The sequence below is a fragment of the Halomicrobium sp. HM KBTZ05 genome, from assembly GCF_041530035.1.
Taxonomy (GTDB): Archaea; Halobacteriota; Halobacteria; order Halobacteriales; family Haloarculaceae; genus Halomicrobium.
In genome coordinates this window covers 2,113,511-2,128,922 of sequence record NZ_CP168057.1, presented here as the reverse complement: position 1 = coordinate 2,128,922, position 15,412 = coordinate 2,113,511, and the positions used below count along the sequence as shown (strand labels likewise).

13 protein-coding genes are annotated in these 15,412 nt (G+C 64.7%); 7 read left to right on the top strand and 6 right to left on the bottom strand.

Annotated elements, in window-relative coordinates; all coding sequences use genetic code 11:
• Positions 1-9 precede the first annotated feature (9 nt).
• The 3 genes from ACAH01_RS11080 to ACAH01_RS11070 all read right to left on the bottom strand — a co-directional run bounded on the left by ACAH01_RS11080 (position 10) and on the right by ACAH01_RS11070 (position 4,382).
• The gene (locus tag ACAH01_RS11080; protein ID WP_372479214.1) at positions 10-2,127 is read right to left on the bottom strand and encodes a GH32 C-terminal domain-containing protein; all 2,118 of its coding nucleotides are present in this window, start codon (positions 2,125-2,127) and stop codon (positions 10-12) included.
• Positions 2,128-2,674: 547 nt separating this feature from the next.
• A complete protein-coding gene (locus ACAH01_RS11075) occupies positions 2,675-3,784 on the bottom strand; it encodes a hypothetical protein (protein ID WP_372479213.1) in 1,110 nt (369 codons plus the stop codon).
• 109 nt (positions 3,785-3,893) lie between these two features.
• Positions 3,894-4,382 (bottom strand): FlaD/FlaE family flagellar protein, encoded by a 489-nt coding sequence (locus ACAH01_RS11070; RefSeq protein ID WP_372479212.1) that lies wholly within the window; start codon positions 4,380-4,382, stop codon positions 3,894-3,896.
• A 173-nt stretch (positions 4,383-4,555) separates the two neighbouring features.
• Between ACAH01_RS11070 and ACAH01_RS11065 the strand changes: the two genes are divergently transcribed.
• From ACAH01_RS11065 to ACAH01_RS11045, 5 genes are all read left to right on the top strand, one after another.
• Positions 4,556-5,467 carry a ParA family protein gene (locus ACAH01_RS11065; protein WP_153553089.1) on the top strand — a complete coding sequence of 304 codons (912 nt, stop codon included), beginning with the start codon at positions 4,556-4,558 and terminating at the stop codon, positions 5,465-5,467.
• Positions 5,464-6,753, top strand: coding sequence for a chemotaxis protein CheW (locus tag ACAH01_RS11060; protein WP_372479211.1), 1,290 nt, complete (start codon positions 5,464-5,466; stop codon positions 6,751-6,753). Before ACAH01_RS11065 ends, ACAH01_RS11060 begins: the two co-directional genes overlap by 4 nt.
• A 135-nt stretch (positions 6,754-6,888) precedes the next feature.
• The gene (locus ACAH01_RS11055; RefSeq protein WP_170093960.1) at positions 6,889-7,995 is read left to right on the top strand and encodes a GTP-binding protein; all 1,107 of its coding nucleotides are present in this window, start codon (positions 6,889-6,891) and stop codon (positions 7,993-7,995) included.
• 3 nt (positions 7,996-7,998) lie between these two features.
• A complete protein-coding gene (locus ACAH01_RS11050; RefSeq protein ID WP_372479210.1) occupies positions 7,999-8,433 on the top strand; it encodes a TIGR04206 family protein in 435 nt (144 codons plus the stop codon).
• A gap of 44 nt (positions 8,434-8,477) precedes the next feature.
• Positions 8,478-9,230, top strand: a complete 753-nt coding sequence (locus tag ACAH01_RS11045; RefSeq protein WP_372479209.1) for a VOC family protein — start codon at positions 8,478-8,480, stop codon at positions 9,228-9,230.
• 34 nt (positions 9,231-9,264) lie between these two features.
• On the opposite strand, the gene ACAH01_RS11040 is transcribed toward ACAH01_RS11045, so the two are convergent.
• Together ACAH01_RS11040 and ACAH01_RS11035 are read right to left on the bottom strand one after the other, a co-directional pair.
• Positions 9,265-9,606, bottom strand: a complete 342-nt coding sequence (locus ACAH01_RS11040; RefSeq protein WP_170093963.1) for a hypothetical protein — start codon at positions 9,604-9,606, stop codon at positions 9,265-9,267.
• Complete coding sequence (locus ACAH01_RS11035) at positions 9,599-10,009, bottom strand: MarR family transcriptional regulator (protein WP_372479208.1); 411 nt, start codon at positions 10,007-10,009, stop codon at positions 9,599-9,601. The genes ACAH01_RS11040 and ACAH01_RS11035 overlap by 8 nt, the downstream gene beginning before the upstream one ends.
• A gap of 556 nt (positions 10,010-10,565) precedes the next feature.
• On the opposite strand from ACAH01_RS11035, the gene ACAH01_RS11030 reads away from it, so the two are divergent.
• Complete coding sequence (locus tag ACAH01_RS11030) at positions 10,566-13,481, top strand: BGTF surface domain-containing protein (protein ID WP_372479207.1); 2,916 nt, start codon at positions 10,566-10,568, stop codon at positions 13,479-13,481.
• Positions 13,482-13,607: 126 nt separating this feature from the next.
• Positions 13,608-14,582, top strand: a complete 975-nt coding sequence (gene artA, locus ACAH01_RS11025; RefSeq protein ID WP_372479206.1) for an archaeosortase A — start codon at positions 13,608-13,610, stop codon at positions 14,580-14,582.
• On the opposite strand, the gene dph5 is transcribed toward artA, so the two are convergent.
• Positions 14,579-15,355: a diphthine synthase gene (gene dph5 / locus ACAH01_RS11020; RefSeq protein WP_372479205.1), complete on the bottom strand. Its 777-nt coding sequence runs from the start codon at positions 15,353-15,355 to the stop codon at positions 14,579-14,581. The genes artA and dph5 overlap by 4 nt on opposite strands.
• Positions 15,356-15,412 lie beyond the last annotated feature (57 nt).

Here is a 15,412-nt window from a genome sequence, read left to right as displayed (position 1 = left end):
ACGGATGCGCTACCAGATCGACGCCAGGTCCCAGGCGTCGACTGTCGGCAGTCGGGCGCGGCCGCCGACGGCTGCGAGGCCGACGCCGGTCGCGTCGTCGCCGGTCGGATAGACGCGACTCGTCAGGCAGTGGCGCTCGTTGGCGAACAGTTCGACGACCGATCCGTCGACGAACACGCGCAGGTCCAGGGGCTCGTCGTACGGTGTGACGGGCACGTGCTGACTGTCGCTCGTCGCGCGCGGGTCGGTACTGGCGCGACTCCGATCGACTTCGAGCACGTCGTCTCTCGTGTACCGCAGCGTCGTGCGCTCGTTCTCTGCCGCCGTCCCGAGCAGCGTCACCTCGACGGCGTCTGCGTCGACCAGCGAGAGGCGGGTGGCGAGTTCGAACGAGCGTCCGTCGGTGTCCAGTCGGATCGCCTCGCCGTCGTCGAGCGTGACGCTCTCCCGGGACTCGCGGTCGCCACGGAGCCGCGTCAGTTCTCGGGCCGGTCGCTGTCGGAGGCGGCCGTCGTCGCCGAGGGACAGCTCCCGCGGGAGCGACATCGTCCCCGACCAGCCGGCGTCCCACTGGGCGCGCACGTCGCGCGCCTCGGGGACCCACCCCCAGGTGAGCAGGCGGCCGTCGTCGGCCCGTAGCGACTGTGGGGCGTAGTAGTCGCCGTGATCCAGCGTCCCGCGCCGCTCCGGCTCGAAGGTCGTGCCGTCGAACCGGCCGAGGAAGTAGACCACGTCCTCGTAGTTCGAGACGTGCAACAGCTGCTTCTCCCCGAGGTCGAGTAGTTCCGGGCACTCCCAGACGGTCTCCTGTGGCGTGTCGCGGTCCCCCGAGAGGATCGGGCCACAGTACTCCCACTCGCGGAGGTCCGGGGACTCGTACAGCAAGACGACGCCGCCGCCGTCGGCCAGTCCGGCCCCGATCAGCTGGTACCAGGTCCCGCCGTCCTGCCAGACGCAGTGATCGCGGAACTCCCCGTTCCACTCCTCGGTCGAGAGCAGGTCCGGTTCGGTCGGGGGCGCTTCGATGATCGGATTGTCCGTCGCTTTCTCCCAGCGCCGCAGGGAGGGGTCGTCCGTCGTCGCGAGACAGGGCAGCTGGTCGCGGCCGCGCCCGCCCGTGTACACGAGCGTCGCCGTGCCGTCGTCGTCGACCGCACAGCCAGACCAGCAGCCGTCGCGGTCGGGACCGTCTGGCGACGGGGTGAGCGCCACGGGTTCGTCCTCCCAGTGGAGGAGATCGTCGCTGACCGCGTGGCCCCAGTGGATCGTGTCGTGGTAGGGGCCGCCGGGATTGTACTGGTAGAAGACGTGGTAGCGACCGTTCCACTGGACGACGCCGTTGGGGTCGTTGAGCCAGTTGGCGGGCGTCGAGAGGTGAAACTGCGGGCGGTGTGGGTCGTCCTCGAAGCGATCGCGCAGGGCGGCGATCTCCTCGCCCGTCCGTGGTCGTTCGGGGATCGCGCTGTCGGCGGCGTTCGTCAGGACCGCACGGGCGAGCCTGTCGCGCTGGTCGTGGTCGCCGCCCTCGGCCGCGAAGACGAGGCCGTCACCGAGGCCGACGACGGAGCCCTCACCCAGCGACCAGCCCACGACGGTCACGAGGTCGGGCACGTCGTGGTCGGCGCTGACAGTGCTTGCCAGTACCTCGCCACGTTCCGGAAGGATCGAATCGTAGCGCGCCAGCGTCGCGTCGGTGTCGCCTCTGGTGAGCGGCCGGCGCGTGGTCAGTGGCTCGAACAGGGGGTGGTCGTCGTAGGCTGCCTTGATCAGCGGACCGGTCGGGCCACCGTCTGGATCCGGCCCGACCGCGTCGGGGACGACGGGATCGATCCCGAGGTCGTCTACCGCAGTCAGCGCCGCCAGCGAGAGGACGAGCCCGCCGCCCGAGCGGACGAACGCTCGGAGGACGCCGCCGAGGTCGGCAGTCGATCCCAGTTCCGGGGGCTCGTCGGCGTGCCACCAGCAGGTGTCGAACGCCGCCAGCGAGCGGTCGCCGTCGACGAGGTCGCTCACGGCGACGGGCGTCAGGTCCAATCCCGCCCTCGCGGCCCACTCGTCGGCCGCGATCTGCTCCACGGACCGCCCGCCGTCGTGGAGTGACGCGACACGCACTGCCGTATCAGTCATAAGCGAACAAAGACAAGCACAATCAAAAACCTCCCGCTCTCCGTGGCACCGTCCCGTCTCCCCGATGTGCCGGCTGTCAGTCCCGAAGTGACTCACACTGTCGAAGTGACGAGACCGGCCTCAGACGGACAGCCGGCGGTCGGACCGGGTTACGGAGCCACCCGCGCCCGAGACTTGTACTCGATGATCGTCTCGTGACACCGCGGGCAGACGAACTCCGTCAGCTTCGTCGTCTCGTCGTTGTAGCTCATTCTGACGCCACACGCCGGACAGTTCATTATAGTTCATGATAGATTCTGCGGTGAGTTAAAGCTTCCGTGGCGGCGTCGTCGAGTGGCGTCTGCTCTCCGAATGACGACCGTCTGACTGAGCTTTAGGTGCAGTTCTCCCCAACAACGAGTCGAATGTTCGACCGTCGTGACACTGACTGTCAAACAGAGTCGCCGATAGTTCGCATCGATCCGACGGCGTTCGAGACGCTGTCACTGTCGAGACCGGCGGATTCTCCGTCGATCGTCCGGTGGTTCGACACGCTGGCGGGCGGCTCCTAGGCGTTCTCGCCGAGGCGCTCTGCGATCCGCTGGGCACCGATCGTCGGGGCGATGTCGGGCTGGTCGGCGGCGATGGCCTCGATCTCGCGGTTCAGTTCCTCGCTGAGCCGGCGCTCGAACTCCTCGACGATCCCCGGGATACAGGCCATGCCGCCAGTGAGGACGACCGGCCGGTCCAGGGCCAGCTGGTACACTTTCATGTAGTCGTTGGCCAGCTCCGGGAGGAACGTGTTGGCGACTTCCTCGACCGCGTCGTCCAGGTACTCGTCGACGGCGTCCATCACGGAGCGTTCGATCGTGAACTCGTGAGAGCCTCCGCCGGGCTGTTGGATGATGTCCGTGAAGGGTTCGAAATCGACGAAGTCGGCGTGTTCCTCTTTGTACTCGCGGGCGGTCTGGGTGTCGATGTTGACCCGCCCCTGGGTCTCTTCCTCGACGTAGTTCGCGATCATGCGGTCGACCTCGTTGCCGGTCACGGCTCCGGTCGTGAACGGCGCGAGCTGTTCACCGCGTCGGTAGGCCGACGCTTCGAGGTTCGTCGAGCCCATGTTGACCGCCAGGAAGATCTCGTCGATGGCTTCCAGATCGTCGCCGAAGGCCGGGATCGCACCACAGAGGGACTCGGGGTAGCTCTCGACGAGGCGCTTGCCGATCGAACTGCCCTCGATGACAGAGCTGAGGTTCTCCAGGCCCCGTGGGTTGTCGATCGTCGGAATCGCGTAGACCACGGCGCTGTACTCGGGGAGGTCGTTCTGGTCGATCAACGCCTGGAAGAACGTCTCGGTCAGCTCGGCCCGGTCCTCGTCTTCTGGCAGTCCCGACCGGAGCATGAACTGGACGCGGTCGGGGTACTCTGCGGCCGCTTCCTCGCCGTAGAGGACCTTCTCCTCGCCGGTCAGCGCGTCCTCGTAGGTCGCGAGACAGGTCAGGGTCCTGATGATCTCGTCCTCGGTGCCACGGGCTCCGGGGACGGAGATGACGGTTCGGGTACTGCCGAGCTTCACGCCGATGGGCACTGCCGCCTCGGCGTCGCCGGCCGGTGATTCCTCGTCGACTGACTCCGACTGGTCGCCCGTCGAGGCGTCGTCTGCCGCGTCGTCACTCATGTGCCAGTGGTTTTGCCGCGTCCGATATATATCCCCCGACCGAACTAACAGAGCTGATAATCGAACTGCCAGCAAGCGCGCCGCTCGACCATCCGTCCGCGCGACCGGTCTACGCCATCGAGTGGAGCTTCGCGACGTAGACGAGACTCAGCATGTGGTCGTCCACGTCGAGGCTGGCACCGTCGTTGGTCCCCGACTCGTCGATGCCACGGAGGTAGTCCGACAGCGACGACTGGACGTCGTCGGTGATCCAGTCGATGTCCTCGTAGTAGTCCAGTGCCTCCTCGGCCCCCTGGTACCCCGAGTGCATCAGGAGGAATTCCAGCCACTCGAAGACGACGAACTCGGCCGCGTAGTTCTCGGGCAACGCCGCCAGATACGGCTTCTCCGTGCCGTCCGAGCCGAGGAAGGGCAGCAGTTCGCGGTAGAGGCCGGCGCGGAACGAATCGCCCGCGGGAGCCTCGCCGCCTTCGTCCATCGCCATTCCCAGTTCGGCCGGATCGAGCGTCTCCTCGTCGCCCATCCCGTTGCTCGGCCGCTGTTGCTTTGCCATCTTCCGTAACTCGTCGAGGTCGTAGTCGCGCGGATTGATGGTCATGATACTGCCCTGTTTCCCCTACAACGTGTTAAATCTTGCACACAGTCAGACGACCGTCTGACACGCTGAACGACTCGTTCTCTCGCGGGGTCTCGCTGGCTCCCAGTCCAGTCGTTGATAATCGGGAGCGTATTTTTATATTCGGCTAGCGACGAGATCCTGGTACTTCGACGATGAGTCGCCAATCTGGGTCCACTGTAGCGCGCCTGTGTGTGACGAACGCTAAAGGCGGCACCGGGAAGACGACGGTCGCCGTCAACGTGGCCGGCGCGCTCAACGAACGCGGCCGTGACGTGCTGTTCGTCGACCTCGACCCGCAGGGCAACGCCACGGAGGCGCTGGGACTGGTCGAGAGCTACGACGCCCAGCCACCGACGCTGTTCGACGTGCTGACGAGCGCCGATCAGCGCTCGTCGATCGCGGATCTGATCGTGGACCACGACGAGATGGACGTGGTCCCGAGCAACATCGACATGCTCCAGGTCGAACACGAACTGACAATCGCCGACCTCGTGGCGCGGGTCCAACACGACGACTCGATCGACATCGACCCCAAGACGCTGAGTGACCTCTCGTTGAACGTCACGCCCGACTCCGTTTCGGGCGCGCACGCACTCGACGTACTCGACGAGGCACTCGCCGTGGTCGAAGACGACTACGACTACGTCGTCATCGACTCGCCGCCCTTCTACGGGAAACTCACAGACACCGGTATCTACGCGTCGCAGAACATTCTCGTCCCGGCGCTGACCGAGGCCTCCTCGGAACGAGCCATCGAACTCCTGATCGACCAGATGGCCGCGCTGGAGGGCCAGACCGGCATCACGGTCAACACGCTCGGCGTGGTCGCCAACCGGGTCGAGAAGACCAACGAGGACGAGACGATGCTGTCGTGGCTCGGCGAGGTGTTCGAGGAGTTCCCGATCTGGGAGGTCCGCAAGCGCGTCGCGCTCCAGCGGGCCTTCACAGCCGGCAGTTCTATCTTCCAGTACGAGGAATCCGTGGACATGGAATCGGTCTTTCTCGACGTCGCGACGGAACTGGACAGACAGTTCGGCCTGCTGGACGAGGAGGTGCCGGCATGAGCGACGACGACGAGCGCATGGACCGCGCCAAACGGATCCGCCGGATGCGAGAGGGCCAGCGCTCTGGCGACGACGCCGACGATTCCGAGGAGGTAGACACAGACGATGCAGCGACCGACGAAGAGCCAGCGCCGGAAGCCGACGAGGAGTCAGAAGCGCCAACGGACGACCAGCCGGAAGTGGCGGACGCAGACGACGAGACAGAGGCGACGGAAGCGACCGCAGAGCAGTCTGACACTGCGTCCGAGGCAGTCGGCGACACGGAGACAGACGAGGAGTCGGCCACCGAGGCAGACGACGCAGCGACGGAAGCCGGCGACGACCCAGCAGCGACCGGCGAGGCGTCACCGTCGGAGACGGACGCCGACGATCGACCGACGGACAGTAGCGACACGGCCGTCGAGACGGACGAATCGAACGAACGAACGCACGCTACCCCACCGAACGAGGCGGTCCAGCAACCAACACGAACGGACGGGGCCTCAGAGGGGACGGACGGTACACAGACGAGCGACGACAGTATGAACGAGGGCACTTCGGCGAGCGACCCGGAGGAATCGAACACGACCGACGAGGGGTCACCCGACCCCGAGGCAATCGCACAGCGGGCCGCACAGGCGGCGGCCAGTGTCTCGGGTGGCGGGACAGAGGCCCAGTCGTCTCAGACAGGTGGGGGCGAACCGACGCCGGCAGAGACTGCCGCCGCGGTCCAGGAGGCCAGCGGCGTCGAACTCCCCGACCAGGAACAGATCGACGCTGCGCTGGCGGAAGCCGACGAGTCGATCGAGGACGCCGCGAGCACGGACACCGCCCCGTCGGCGGTCGAGTCGGAGAGTACGACGACCGAGGAGTCGACGCGCGTCCTGGAGTTTACGCTCGGCGACGAGCACTACTGCATCGACATCTCGCTGGTCGAGGAGATCGTCAAGCGCGATACGATCACGCGCGTGCCCAACACCGACGAGTACATCGAGGGCGTGGTCGACCTGCGGGGCCAGATCACGACGATCCTCGATCCGAAGGCGCTGCTCGACATCGACGCCGAGGGCCAGGAATCCCTGATGATCGTCTTCGACCCCGAAGCGTTCGACGACCAGGGCGCGATCGGCTGGATCGTCGACGAAGTCCGGCAGGTCGCTCCCGTCGTGGAGTCCGAGATCAACGAGCCCCCGGTCAACGAAGAGTACATCCGGGGCGTCGTCGACCGCGACGACGGGTTCGTCATCTGGACGAAACCCGAGGTGGCGATCAAGCTCGCGACCGCCGAGGAGACCGACGACGGGTAGCCGCGCTCCTCTGTTTTGTCGGGACACTACTGCCGGCCGGAACGCTGCGTCTCGCTTCTCGACCCCCTGGGCTGGGAACACCGCACGACAGTATGAGGAAAGCCTTATTCGGAACCGAGGGCGGATATACTGTTGATGGGGCTCGAAGAGGAGATCCGCGAGATCGAAGAGGAAATCGCCAGCACGCCCTACAACAAGTCCACAGAGGCTCATATCGGCCGGCTCAAGTCCAAGCTCGCGGAGAAAAAGGAGAAGCTCGAACAGCAAGACTCCTCGGGCGGTGGCGGCGGCTACGCCGTCGAGAAACACGGCGACGCCACCGTCGCGCTCGTCGGCTTCCCGAGCGTCGGGAAGTCGACGCTGTTGAACGCCCTCACGAACGCCGAGAGCGAGACGGGCTCCTACGAATTCACGACGCTCGACGTGAACCCCGGGATGCTCCAGTACCGCGGGGCCAACATTCAGATGCTGGACGTACCCGGACTGATCGAGGGTGCGGCCGCCGGCAAGGGCGACGGCCAGGCCGTGCTCTCGGTCGTCCGGACTGCGGACCTGATCGTGTTCGTCCTGTCGGTGTTCGAGATCGACCAGTACCAGCGTCTCAGCGAGGAACTGTACAAGAACAAGGTCCGCGTCGACCGGGAGCCACCGCGGGTCTCGATCCGGCGCAAGGCCAAGGACGGCCTCTCGATCAACGCCAGCGTCGACCTCGATCTCGACGAGGAGACGATCAAGGGCGTCCTCCGCGAGCACGGCCACGTGAACGCGAACGTCACGATCGGCGAGCAGGTCGACATCGACCGGCTCATCGACGGCGTGATGGACAACCGCGTCTACGTCCCCTCCGCCGTCGTCGTCAACAAGGCGGATCTCATCGAGCCCGACTACAAGGAGACCGTCGACGCACAACTGCGCGACTACGACATCGATCCCGACGACGCCGTGTTCATCAGCGCCGTCGAAGAGCGCGGCCTGGATGCGCTCCGCGAGCGGATCTGGGAGGAACTCGGACTCATCCGGATCTACATGGACAAGCCCGGCCGGGGCATCGACAAGGACGAGCCGCTGATTCTCCGGCGGGGCCAGACCGTCGAGGACGCCTGCGAGAAGCTCGGCGGCGACTTCGAGGAGCGCTTCCGCTTCGCCCGCGTGAGTGGCCCCAGCGCCATGCACGAGGAACAACAGGTCGGCCAGGACCACGAACTCGAAGACGAAGACGTGTTGCGGATCCTCACGGAGTGACGGATGGATCGACGCCTCGGCGCGATCTGTCTGCTGGCAGTTCTCCCGTGGTCCGTAGCCGTGGCCGGGACCGTCACGTTCGTGTTCCCCTTCGCGCTGGTCGACCCCAACACCGGCGCGATCACCACCATCGACGCCTACTACTTCCGCCAGACGACAGTGCTCCCGCCCTTCTTGCAGGCGTGGGGAATCGGTGTCGTCCTCTATCTCGGTGCCGTCGCCAGCGCGCTCGCCGGGCGTGTGCTGGGCCGCGAGGACCGCCGCGTGACCGACGGGCTGCTCTTGCTCGCCGGACTGACCCAGCTGTCGCTCGCACACGGGTTCGGTCGCCAGCCCGGCCGTTTCGCGATCCCGCTGGGGACGGTGCTGTGTGTCGCCGTCGTCTGGTGGTTCGACTGGGCGACGGTCCGCGCCGGTGTCGGGCTGTCATCGGAGTGACGGCTGGCACTAGGCTTTTCGGCTCGCACCGTCTTCGTTCGCACATGGGACTGACCCTCGACCACACGATGATCCGTGTCGAAGATCTCGACGAATCGCTCGACTGGTACACCACACACCTCGGTTACGAGGAGAAGGGTCGCTGGGAGGCCGAGACGTTCACCAACGTCTTCCTCGGTCCCGAGGACGTACACGAGGACGGTGCCCTGCTCGAACTCACATACAACCACGACGGGCGCACGTACGATATGGGCGACGCCTGGGGCCACATCGCGGTCCGCGTCGAGGACGTGACCGAGGCCTACCACGAACTGATGGACGAGGGCGTCGACGACTATCGCCCGCCCGAGGAGAACCCCGGCTACGCCTTCGTCAAAGACCCCGACGGCCACGAGATCGAGATCGTCGAACGCGACCACGGCGCACGCTACAGCCTCGATCACACGATGCTCCGCGTCGAGGACGCCGACGCCGCGATCGGCTGGTACGCCCGGAAGCTGGGCTTCGAGCCCGCCGGGCGCTGGGAGGCCGACACCTTCGCGAACTACTTCATGGCCGACCCCGACGCCGCCCAGGAGGCCATGACCGTCGAACTCACGTACAACTACGACGGGCGCACGTACGAGCTGGGCGACGCCTGGGGCCACATCGCCGCCCGCGCCGACGACCTCGAAGCGACCTGGGAGTCGCTGCTGACCCGCGAGGCCGAGGACTACCGCGATCCCGAGTCCTGTGACTACAACTACGCGTTCACGAAGGACGCCGACGGCCACGAAGTCGAGATCGTCACGTCGTAAGATTGTGCCGTCGCGTCGATCTCCGCTCCTTCTCTCAGGGAACGAGCGAGATCAGTGACTTCTTGAGGAGTGTTCGGCCTTCCTGGGTAAGCTCTCCCGTCGTCGTGCCGTTCAGTATCGTCGCCGGTGGGATCGTGTACAGCGCCCAGGGCATCAGGTACGACGTGCTACTGAACGAAATTCCATCCAGATGCTTTTCGGTGAGTTCCGGCGTCGTCTGGTGGTACTTTCCGGCACTCGTTCCGATGCACATCACGGTGCAATCAGTGGCACTGAACGGGTGCGTCTCGTGGGCCAGGACGACGACCGGACGCTGAGAGTGGGCGTCTGTCGGATCCTGTGCCCAACACACGTCTCCCGCCGACAGCTTACTCATTCACACCACAGTCGTCTTCGAGTTCCGCGAGCTCTGCTTCGAGTTCCTCGTCAGTACGATCCTCACCGATCCGGCGCGGGGGTGCCTCTGGTTGGGCGGTCGCGTCACGGTGGTGCCCGAACATCCGATCGGCCTGATCGAGGCTGGAGACGTACCGTCGCACATCGGCCCGTTCGCCGAGTGCGTGGTAGTATCCGTCGTCGGTCTTCCCGAGGTACCCCTCGTCGTAGAGACGCTTGAGCGTGGCCGTGGCGGTACCGCGGGGGATCTCCAGCGCTTCCGCGATCTCTCGTGGCGCATATCCCCATTCGGGGTTTCGATAGAGATGCGCTACGATGTCTGACTTCGTGGTTCCCGGCCGGAGGTCGATTTCGGTATCGTGATCTTCGAGGAATACAGGCATCGTGTAATCGTATGTAATCGGTTGTATCATAAAGTCGCTGGGGTCGATGTGCTGGACGGTTCGGCGTCCGCAGTCGCTCCACGACCAGCATTCTCAATTGCGCGTCCACGCCTGCACGACAAGGAGACATTGCAAACGCTTCGACTCCGGGTCGGCGACATCGCTTGGTGTCCGCCTGTCCCGCATCTCTCATCCTGTCGGCTGTCCATCTGTGACCGATTTTGCCACTCCGGGGTGGCGAATCCCCTCACGACGGTACAGCCAACAGTATCACCAGGGGATCGAATATCTCGAAACAGCGACGGGACCCACCGCGAGCACCGCCGTCGCCCGTACAGCAATTCCGCCGATATCGCCCGGCACAGGCCGTGAGTATGTGTGTCATCCTCGCATAAGTGACCACAAAGCATTTATAACACCCGCCTAACGTTTTGAGTGTACCCCTACCCATGGTGTCAGTAGCGAGTATGCCGGTTCGGTCTGTACGCGGTTCGCCACAAGAGCCGCGTCCGACAGGGAGAAAGCTGCTGGCTCCGATTGCAACAGACAACAAACTATGACAGGAACTAACGACAAGGTTCGCAGCCTGTTCCTCTCTGCGCTGATGGTCATGTCCGTCGTCGCGATGGGCACGGCTTTCACCGCGGGAGCGGTTGCGGACACTAGCGGAAATGCCACCGCTGAAAGCGTAGATCTGTCCAACACAGATCTCGACATCACCGGGGCAGACGAACAGACTCAGACAATTAGCTTCGACGCCTATCTCGAAGACGGTGACGACACCGAGACGGTCACCATCGATACGAGTGGTGCCGAGAACGCCGACCTCACGCTCAACGATGCAGAGGTCGTGACCGGCTCCGGTATCGCGTCCGTCTCCGAGGAAGACGATGACGAAGTCGTCGTCGAACTCGACAGTTCCGGATCCGTTTCCGGAACGACTGTCGAGATCGAACTCGACTGGGACGTCACGGATGCTTCGAGCGCGGCTCGTGCGACGCACGATCTCGAGGCAACCGGTGACCAGGACGGCCCGTACACGGCTGAGCTGCCCTACCGAGTCCTCGGCGATTCGTCTGTCACCGTCGACACCGCTAACGGCGTCGTCGGTGGGGACTCCTTCTTCCGTGGTGAGAGCGTCCGATTCGAGGCTACTACGGACGATTCCATCGTCATCTACGACCGTGACACGGACGAGGCTGACAACCGCGGTGCGGAAGTCGACACTCTCGACACTGGCTCCCTGTCCTCTGCCATCGTGTGGGACTCAGGTAGTTCTAACCTCGACACTGGGGAGTCCTACGTTATCGCCATCGATGGTTCCAACGTTCAGGACCCCCTCCGTGTCAAAGACCTCGGCCTTGGTTCCCAGGCGGACAGTGAGTCGATCACCACCGAGGACGAAATCGCGGCCAGCGTTAACTCGTCCGCACCTGGTGACACTATCGACTACCGACTCCTCGACGATGACGGCGATGTCGTCACGGACGACGACGACAACGACATCGAGGACTCGACGACTCTCGACGGTACCGGAGACGCTGACATCGAGTTCCCGGCCGCCACGGATTCCGACTACGGCACGGGTAACTACTCGATCGAAGTAGAACACGTCGCAACCGGTATCACTACCGAGACCGACTCCATCGAGATCACGGAAGCCGGTGACGGCGACGTTTCCTTCGCTGGAAACGGCGTCTTCACCGAGGAAGCCGGTGACATCGCGAACGTCACGGTCGAGATGACCAACACCGACGAAGCGACAGTCACCATCGGTACCGAAGAACAGGGTTACTACATCGTCTACCAGGTCACCGACGAGAGTGGTGACGGTCAGGTCTCCCTCGAATTCAACAGCTACACCGCGGGTCGCGCATCTCAGGAGAACGTCGTCGACGTCGCGAACGGTGACGACGAGATCGACTTCATCACCCAGGGTGGCGACTTCACCGACACCGGCGAGGCTGTCGGCTCCGACACCCTCGACCCGACGGAGTACGAGATGAACGCCACCGTCGGCCACGTCGAGATGGGCACTGACGCCTACGCCGACTCCGACGCACTCGGCACGCTCTCGCTGCAGCCGCGCTCGACCGATAGCATGCAGTCGTGGGTCACGCCGAAGGGCACCGACCTCGACGACCTCAGCGACGATGTAGGCAACATCTACGACGAGATCGGCTCGTCGATCACCGAGTCCGGTGAGGCTGCCTACGACGACGAGGACGATGACGGCGACACTGTCCTCCTCCAGCTCGAAGCTGGTGGTCTCGAAGGTGCTGTGGACAACGCAGGCGGTTTCGAGACGTTCATCGACAACAACCAGGGCAACGCTGACGACGAAGCGATCGACCTCACGATCGAGCAGACCAACGAGGATGCCAACCGCAGCCCGAAGGAGCTCGACCTCGTGAACGACGACGCGATCTCGGTCATCGAGGACCCCGAGAACGACTCGTACTTCGTCGCAGTCGAAACGTCGAACCTCGACCAGCCCGCCCGCGACCTCGCGGAGGGTGACAACTTCGAGGCGACGTTCACCATCGAACAGGACAACGTCCTCAACACGCTCGACGATGACGAGTCCGAAGAGGTCACCAGCGAGTTCACGCTCGTCGAACCGAGCACTGACCTCGTCACGAACACTGAGGACGACCTCATCCTGATCGAGTCCGCGTCCGGTCAGACCATCTCCGGTCAGACCAACTACGCGCCTGGCACCGACCTCACGGTTCGGGTCCAGTCCAGCGACAACGCGAGTCCGTTCCAGACTCGACCTGAAGCAACCGTCCAGACGGACGGTACCTTCACGACGGAAGGCGCTGACTTCAGCGACGTCTCGCCCGGGACCAACCTGACGCTGCAGACGCGTCGCGGTGGCTCCCCGGTCGGTGACGAGTACGACGGTCGCATCGGCGAAGTGCCGACTGCCTCCGTCAGCATCAGCAACCAGACCACCGACGGCTCCACCGTGACGGTCGACTCGGTTACGACCGAGAACGGTGGCTTCGTCGCGATCCACCTCAACAACGCCAGCGGTGAGGTCATCGGCAACTCCGAGTACCTCGACTCTGGCACCCAGCAGGACGTCGAGATCAGCCTCGACTCCGCTCTGGACGAGAACGCGACGGTCGTCGCGATGCCCCACCAGGACACCAACGACAACGAAGAGTACGACTTCGGCGATGGTGATGGTGCGGACGGTCCGTACACCGAGAACGGCTCGGCAGTGACGGACAGCGCGACGGTCACGATCCAGACCACCGAGGAAACGGACACGCCGACGCCTGAGCCGGAAACGGACACGCCGACGCCGGACGAGGACACGCCGACTCCGGACGAGGGTGACGACACGGCGACTGACGACGGCGGCGACGAGACCACCACCGGCGACGGTGCTGGCTTCGGCGCAGTCGTCGCACTCGTCGGCCTCCTCGCTGCTGCGCTGCTCGCGACGCGGCGCAACAACTGAGGACACTAACTAACCGGACTTCGTCCGGTCCCTGATTCGCGATTTTTCTTCGGACGCTCCTTCGATAGTGCCGACAGCGGGCACAACGGCAAAGCATATACCCGCGATTGCGTAACGTAGCAACACATGGTCGGTGCCGCCCCGCTTACCTCGGTCGTTGGCGACCCGCTCGCCGTCGCACGGCCGCTCTCGTGGCTGCTCGTGATCAGCTTTCTCGCGACGGGCGTCCTCGCTGCCCACACGGACGCACGCGAGCGAGCCCGACAGCTCGGCGCTCTCACGTGGGGAGTCTTCGGACTCTTCTGGCTCGTCCTGGTGCCCCACTTCGTCCTCGTCCAGAAGAGCATCGTCGAGGGGATCGGTAGTATCGCTGCCGTCCCACTGTCGCTGTACGTCGGCTACCTCCTCTGGAACGGCCGCGACTCGCTGTTCACTCTCTCGAAGGCGATCGGGTACATGGGGCTGCTCTATCTGCCCTTCACCTACCTTCCGCTGCTGGAGTCGAACCCGCTTCGCAAGTGGATGATCGAGGTCGTCGCCGCACAGACGGGGACGCTCCTCTCGCTGATCGGCGTCGAGCCCGAACTCGTGCGAGGGACCAGCGTCCTGAGCGAGGTCCCGTCCTCGGACTACAGCTATCTGAGCACGTTCTACTTCCCGGGCAACGAGCGGCCGATCACCTACACGATCATCGTCGCCTGTACGGGCGTGGGGAGCATCTCGATTCTCGCCGGTGCGATCCTCGCCGTCGAGGCTCCGCTGGGTCGGAAGGCCCGCGCGCTGGCGGTCTCCGTGCCGGTGATCTACGGCCTGAACCTGGTCCGGAACGTGTTCATCGCGACGATGTTCGGCCAGCAGCGAATGCAGTGGTTCGTGGGCACGATCACCGACCTCTTTGGAACGGCCGACGAGCAGATGGTGTCGTACTACATCGCCGACCGCCTGCTCGCGCAGTTCGGTTCGGTGATCGCGCTCGTGGGCATCACGTGGCTGGTGGTGAAGGTGCTGCCGGAGATCCTCTCGCTCGTCGACGACGTGGCGTATCTCGTGACCGGGACGGAGTACGACCTCCGGGAAGAACTGACGGCCGAGCGTGACTAGCCGTCCAGCGGCGCGTCGGCGAGCGTCGTGAGGGCGTCGCGTTCCATCTCGTGGAGGTCGGCGGGGACGACCAGGAGGTGCAGCGGGCCGCCGTAGTCGCCGTCGGCGAGTGCGTCGAGGCTGTCTGCTTCGACGACTGGGTTCGCACTGCCGGCTCGTGCGACGACGACGCCGAGCGTGTCGAGGTGGTCTGCGAGCAGGCCGGCGGCGTGGTCTGCGGTCATGAACTCCTGTTCGCCCTCCCAGTGGGGGTCGTCGACTTTGATGTCCAGGTAGACGAGGGTGTGGAGGCCTCGCTCTTGGTTCGCCGTGATCGTCTCGACGACGCTGTCGGGGACGCCGTCGCCGCCGTGAGCGTCTTCGAAGGGGAGTGTCGTCGCCTTCCCGAAGCGGTAGTTCTGGAGCCCGGTCAGTGAACTCGCGGCCGTCTGTGCGGTCGTCCCGTGGATCACTCGCGTGTGGATGCCACGCTCCTCGGCCCGCAGACGGAGGTCGACGTGTGTCGTCGAGACCATCGTGTCGCCCGCCGTTACGAAGGCCACGTCGCCGTCTTCGGCGGCATCGAGGAGTTCGTCGGGGGTCTGTTCGACGGCTGCGCGATCGAGCACTTCGACGTCGATGTCGTGGTAGTACTCCAGTTTCTGGATCGTCGTGCCGATCAACTTGCTCGTGTAGAACTCGGCGTAGATGTCGGTCGCAGTCTGGAGGGCCTCTTTCCCTTCGACCGTGATCGAGCGCTCGTCGTAGAGTCCGAGACCGACGAATGTGAGCATACTCTGTGTCGGCGTCGCCGGCCAATAAAGGGCGCGAAGCGTCAGGCTTACTGCCCA

Bases quoted from the DNA above. Each gene is read 5' to 3' on its own strand.
- ACAH01_RS11050 (WP_372479210.1), top strand. From the start codon at position 7,999: ATGGATCGACGCCTCGGCGCGATCTGTCTGCTGGCAGTTCTCCCGTGG.
- ACAH01_RS11040 (WP_170093963.1), bottom strand. From the start codon at position 9,606: ATGAGTAAGCTGTCGGCGGGAGACGTGTGTTGGGCACAGGATCCGACA.
- artA (WP_372479206.1), top strand. From the start codon at position 13,608: ATGGTCGGTGCCGCCCCGCTTACCTCGGTCGTTGGCGACCCGCTCGCC.
- ACAH01_RS11035 (WP_372479208.1), bottom strand. From the start codon at position 10,009: ATGCCTGTATTCCTCGAAGATCACGATACCGAAATCGACCTCCGGCCG.
- ACAH01_RS11030 (WP_372479207.1), top strand. From the start codon at position 10,566: ATGACAGGAACTAACGACAAGGTTCGCAGCCTGTTCCTCTCTGCGCTG.
- ACAH01_RS11070 (WP_372479212.1), bottom strand. From the start codon at position 4,382: ATGACCATCAATCCGCGCGACTACGACCTCGACGAGTTACGGAAGATG.
- ACAH01_RS11045 (WP_372479209.1), top strand. From the start codon at position 8,478: ATGGGACTGACCCTCGACCACACGATGATCCGTGTCGAAGATCTCGAC.
- ACAH01_RS11055 (WP_170093960.1), top strand. From the start codon at position 6,889: ATGGGGCTCGAAGAGGAGATCCGCGAGATCGAAGAGGAAATCGCCAGC.
- dph5 (WP_372479205.1), bottom strand. From the start codon at position 15,355: ATGCTCACATTCGTCGGTCTCGGACTCTACGACGAGCGCTCGATCACG.
- ACAH01_RS11080 (WP_372479214.1), bottom strand. From the start codon at position 2,127: ATGACTGATACGGCAGTGCGTGTCGCGTCACTCCACGACGGCGGGCGG.
- ACAH01_RS11075 (WP_372479213.1), bottom strand. From the start codon at position 3,784: ATGAGTGACGACGCGGCAGACGACGCCTCGACGGGCGACCAGTCGGAG.
- ACAH01_RS11060 (WP_372479211.1), top strand. From the start codon at position 5,464: ATGAGCGACGACGACGAGCGCATGGACCGCGCCAAACGGATCCGCCGG.
- ACAH01_RS11065 (WP_153553089.1), top strand. From the start codon at position 4,556: ATGAGTCGCCAATCTGGGTCCACTGTAGCGCGCCTGTGTGTGACGAAC.